This window comes from Flavobacterium sp., from assembly GCF_017985075.1.
In the GTDB taxonomy this organism is placed as follows: domain Bacteria; phylum Bacteroidota; class Bacteroidia; order Flavobacteriales; family Flavobacteriaceae; genus Flavobacterium.
Map to the genome: position 1 here is coordinate 1 of NZ_JAGNYF010000091.1, position 5122 is coordinate 5122.

The 5122-nt window shown below is 30.3% G+C and carries 6 protein-coding genes; 2 read left to right on the forward strand and 4 right to left on the reverse strand.

Translation table 11 applies throughout. The annotated features are described in order from the left end of the window. Positions 1-1676: ATP-dependent Clp protease ATP-binding subunit (locus KA468_RS10530; RefSeq protein ID WP_291242891.1), on the forward strand; the 1676-nt coding region annotated here is incomplete at its 5' end. A gap of 108 nt (positions 1677-1784) precedes the next feature. Here KA468_RS10530 and KA468_RS10535 read toward each other — a convergent pair. Continuing rightward, the gene (locus tag KA468_RS10535) at positions 1785-2114 is read right to left on the reverse strand and encodes a DUF2752 domain-containing protein (RefSeq protein ID WP_291242892.1); all 330 of its coding nucleotides are present in this window, start codon (positions 2112-2114) and stop codon (positions 1785-1787) included. Positions 2115-2118: 4 nt separating this feature from the next. Then, on the reverse strand, positions 2119-2487 hold the full coding sequence (locus KA468_RS10540) for a TM2 domain-containing protein (RefSeq protein ID WP_291242893.1): 369 nt from the start codon (positions 2485-2487) through the stop codon (positions 2119-2121). Between the two features lie 51 nt (positions 2488-2538). Between KA468_RS10540 and KA468_RS10545 the strand changes: the two genes are divergently transcribed. Then, positions 2539-3429 (forward strand): hypothetical protein, encoded by an 891-nt coding sequence (locus tag KA468_RS10545; protein WP_291242894.1) that lies wholly within the window; start codon positions 2539-2541, stop codon positions 3427-3429. A gap of 32 nt (positions 3430-3461) precedes the next feature. On the opposite strand, the gene KA468_RS10550 is transcribed toward KA468_RS10545, so the two are convergent. After that, positions 3462-4016 carry a DUF3575 domain-containing protein gene (locus KA468_RS10550; protein WP_291242895.1) on the reverse strand — a complete coding sequence of 185 codons (555 nt, stop codon included), beginning with the start codon at positions 4014-4016 and terminating at the stop codon, positions 3462-3464. A 17-nt stretch (positions 4017-4033) separates the two neighbouring features. Further along, the gene (gene gcvT / locus KA468_RS10555; protein ID WP_291242896.1) at positions 4034-5116 is read right to left on the reverse strand and encodes a glycine cleavage system aminomethyltransferase GcvT; all 1083 of its coding nucleotides are present in this window, start codon (positions 5114-5116) and stop codon (positions 4034-4036) included. Positions 5117-5122 lie beyond the last annotated feature (6 nt).

Below are 5122 nucleotides of genomic sequence, written 5' to 3' on the forward strand. Positions count from 1 at the left end.
GTATGAAAGCGGTAATGAATGAGCTGGAAAAAAACGATGATATTATTTTATTTATAGATGAAATTCATACTATTGTTGGAGCTGGTGGCGCTACAGGTTCGCTTGATGCAAGTAATATGTTTAAACCTGCTTTAGCACGTGGAGAAATTCAATGTGTGGGCGCCACAACTTTAGACGAATATAGACAATATATTGAGAAAGATGGTGCATTGGAAAGACGTTTCCAAAAAGTAATTGTAGAACCAACTACTATTGATGAAACCATCCTAATTTTAAATAATATCAAAGGAAAATACGAAGACCATCATAATGTGATTTATACACCCGAAGCTATAGAAGCTTGTGTAAAACTTACAAGTCGTTACATGACGGACCGATTTTTACCAGATAAAGCTATCGATGCTTTAGATGAAGCGGGTTCTCGTGTGCACATTACAAACATTGAAGTGCCAAAACAAATTTTAGAACTTGAAAAACAATTAGAAGAAGTTAGAGAATTAAAAACTTCAGTGGTTAAAAAACAGAAATTTGAAGAAGCTGCCAAATTACGTGATGATGAAAAGAAAATTGAAAAAGACTTAGCCATTGCGCAAGAAAAATGGGAAGAAGATTCTAAATTAAATCGTGTAGAAGTAACGGAAGACAATGTAGCTGATGTAGTTTCTATGATGACTGGAATACCTGTAAATAGAATTGCGCAAACAGAAACTAATAAATTAGCAAAACTACCGGAACTAATAAAAGGAAAAGTAATTGGACAAGACGAAGCCGTTCAAAAAATTGCTAAATCTATACAAAGAAATAGAGCAGGTTTAAAAGATCCTAATAAACCAATCGGTTCATTTATATTTTTAGGTTCTACAGGTGTCGGAAAAACGCAATTAGCAAAAGTTTTAGCGAAAGAATTATTTGATTCTGAAGAAGCTTTAGTGCGAATCGACATGAGTGAATATATGGAGAAATTCGCAATTTCACGTTTAGTTGGAGCGCCTCCAGGCTATGTTGGCTATGAGGAAGGTGGTCAATTAACCGAAAAAATTAGAAGAAAACCATACGCTGTTGTCTTATTAGACGAAATTGAAAAAGCACATCCAGATGTATTTAACATGATGCTTCAGGTTTTAGACGATGGTTTTTTAACAGATAGTTTAGGTAGAAAGATCGATTTTAGAAATACAATAATTATTATGACTTCTAATATTGGAGCCCGTCAATTAAAAGATTTCGGACAAGGTGTTGGTTTTGGAACAGCTGCAAAAACAGCTCAAGCAGACGACTACAACAAATCGGTAATTGAAAACGCTTTGAAAAAAGCGTTTGCACCCGAATTTTTAAACCGTATTGATGATGTAATTGTCTTTAATAGTTTAGAAAAACATGATATTGATAAAATTATCGATATTGAAATGGAAAAACTTATTTTACGTATTAAAGATTTAGGATATACGTTTACTATTTCTGAAAAAGCAAAAGATTTTATCGCTGAAAAAGGTTTTGATAAACAATTTGGAGCACGACCATTAAAAAGAGCCATCCAGAAATATGTTGAAGATGCCCTTGCCGAAGAAATAATAACTTCAAAAATACATGAAGGCGATGAAATCTTTATGGATTTAGATGACGCTTCACAAGAACTAATTGTAACAGTAATGAAAACAGAAAAACCTGCTAATTAGCAGGTTTTTCTTTATAATTGAACAAGAAATTATAATTTTTAGAAATCAAATAGAAACTAAAAAGCCTGCTAGTAAACTAACAGGCTTTAAGTTCATTAAAAAAGAACATTAAGTATCTTTTCTATATGTTAAATCACCAATTTTACCTGGCATTCTTTTTCCTTGTATATCATAAATAGCTCTAACCCATAATACACCAAGCATTGGAACCACAATAAAAGTTAATTTATTAAATTCCCAAGCTTTTGAAAAATCCAAATGTATGAAGTGCATTACTCCTTTTGTTAATCCACATGCATAACATTCAATACCTGCTAACTGAACAGACAAACAAACGCTTTCACCTTTATCAAAGATTGTAGCTGGGAAAAACAATAATACTATTGGAGCTAGAATAGTGACTATATTTGACGTGTAGAAAAAGATTTTCTTAATCATTTAATTAAAATGTTTTAGCGTAACTACCATTTTTAGGTTGTAAATCACCAGTACAAATTCTGATTAAATCAATTAAAGCCCAAATTCCACAACCACCTGCAGTAAGAATTTGTACAATTCCTTGCCAAGTGTACCCTAAATAAAATCTGTGAATTCCTAATCCACCAATTGCAAAAGCTAAAATAGCAGCAACAATTTGACTTTTTCCACCAGCAGCAGTAGCTGGAGAAGACAATTCATCTTCTTGATTTTCAACAACTACAGTTGTGTTTGTGTTGTTAGTAGTAGTTCTTTGAACTGGGAACGATGCATAAGTAGCTGTTAACGTTCCAACCATCAGCATTAAAGCTGATAAAAATAATTTGATTTTCATAAAAAAAATGTTTTAGATTTACACAAAAATAATAATTAATCTCAATCTGCAATGAAAAACATAAAAATTTTTTTACAATTATTTACTTTATTTTCCTTAACTAATTATGCTCAAGTAAATTACGAATTCTACGGCGCTTTAAAATTAAATGGAAACGATAAAACCATCATCACATACAGATTGGTTTTCACCGAACAAAGTGGTAAAATTAGTGGTTATTCCGTTACCGATTTAGATGGAGCTCACGAAACAAAGAACGTAATTAGTGGCTCATATGACAAATCTAAAAAGCAATTTTCATTTCAAGAGAAAGAAATATTATATACAAAATCAAAATTTGATGAAAATTCGTTTTGCTTTGTGAATTTTTCTGGAAAAGTAAAATTAGTGGAAAACACAAGTAAATTAGAAGGAGTTTTCAAAGGTTTATTTAATAACAAAACCAAATGTATTGATGGAACAATGTCTTTAATTGGTAGTAATAAAATTTATAATTTAGTAAATAAAGTAAATAAAAAATTACAAAGTTCTAAAAAAATAGATGCTAAAACTAAAAGCGAATCTAACCCAATTAAACTTATTGATAGCTTAAAAATAAATAAATTAAGTAAAGATCAAAATTTAAATGTGTTTTGGGAATCCACAATATTAAAATTAGATATTTGGGATAATGGACAAGAAGATGGCGATATTATAAACGTGTATCATAACAATAAATTGATTTTATCTGATTACTCAGTTACCAATAAAAAGAAAACAATAAATATCACATTAATTGGAAAAAACGATATTTTCAAAATTGTAGCTGTAAATGAGGGAAAGATAAAACCCAATACCGCAAAATTAGAACTTCACGACAAAAATAGAAGTTTTGAATTATTAGCCACTTTAAATAAAGATGAAGAAGCATCCATAACAATCGTAAAAAAACCTGCTAATTAGCAGGTTTTTTTATTTAAAATCTATATATAATTTTAAAAAGCATAACCTATAGAAACATTAAACCTTAAATATTTTGGCAATAAAAACAAACCATCTATAGTATTGCTATTACCATTATAATATTGATTTACGTTTTTAATATCATAAGGTATTTGAATATTACCACCCATATTTATGTCTAAGGTAAGATTTGAATCTGAAGTATTTAATAAGAAAAACTGATATCCTGCTACACTTCCAATTCCAAAAGATTTTATATTTTCAGTAGTAAATTCAAACTCCCTTTTAAAATTAATAAAATTTGCAACTGGAGCCGCAATATAAAAACCTTTTAACGCCTGATTATTAAACATAAAATTTTTCATTTTATATTCAATACCAAATTGGTTATAATTACCTTTACTATCAAAAGAAGGCGCTTTCATAGTTATTAATGTAAACTCATGACTCGTTCTACCTTTCTCATTTGAAAATTCAAAACCAATTTCAGCACCATTTATAATATATGTGGGTAGATTTACTTTAATATTTTTAGTTTGAGAAAAACTAAAATTTACCAACAACAAAACAACAAGTAACTTTTTCATATTTCTTATTTTTTAAATTATTTCTTCAAAAATGGCATTTTAACCACTTTTGCTTTAATATCTTTATTTCTAATTCGAATATAAATTTCAGAATCTGGAGTTGATAATGCTGTTGGAACATAACCCATTCCAATAGCAATTCCTAAACTTGGCGATTGTGTTCCAGAAGTTACAATTCCTACTACATTTCCATTAGCATCTGCAATTTCATAATCATGACGAGGAATGCCTCTATCAATCATTTCAAAACCAACTAATTTCTTAGAAACACCTGCTTCTTTTTGTTGTTTCAATTTTAAAGAATTAGTAAACTCTTTTTCGAATTTAGTAATCCAACCCAAACCAGCTTCTAACGGAGAAGTAGTATCATTAATGTCGTTTCCGTATAAACAGAATCCCATTTCTAATCGTAAGGTATCACGAGCCGCTAAACCAATTGGTTTAATTCCGAAAGCCGCTCCAGCTTCAAAAACTTTTGCCCAAATAGTAATGGCATCTTCATTTTTAAAATAAATTTCAAATCCACCAGAACCCGTATAACCTGTTGCTGAAACAATTACATCTTGTTTTCCTGCAAATTCACCAATTTTGAACGTGTAATACCCCATATTTACTAAATCAATCGAAGTTAAACTCTGCATCGCTTCAGCAACTTTTGGTCCTTGAATAGCTAACAAAGAATACCCATCCGAAAGATTTTGCATCTCTACTCCTAAATCATTATGTGATGAAATCCAATTCCAATCTTTTTCAATATTAGATGCATTAACAACTAACATATAATGATTGTCTGCGATTTTGTAAACAATTAAATCATCAACAATTCCACCATCATTATTTGGTAAACAAGAATATTGTGCTTTTCCATCTACTAACTTAGAAGCATCATTTGATGTTACTTTCTGAATTAACGCCAATGCATTTTCTCCTTTTAAGAAAAATTCTCCCATATGAGAAACATCAAAAACTCCTACTCCAGTTCTTACCGTTTCGTGTTCTGCGTTTACTCCTTCATATTGAACAGGCATATTGTAACCTGCAAACGGAACCATTTTTGCTCCTAAACTTTCGTGAATAGCTGTTAATGCTGTATTTTTCATTGTACG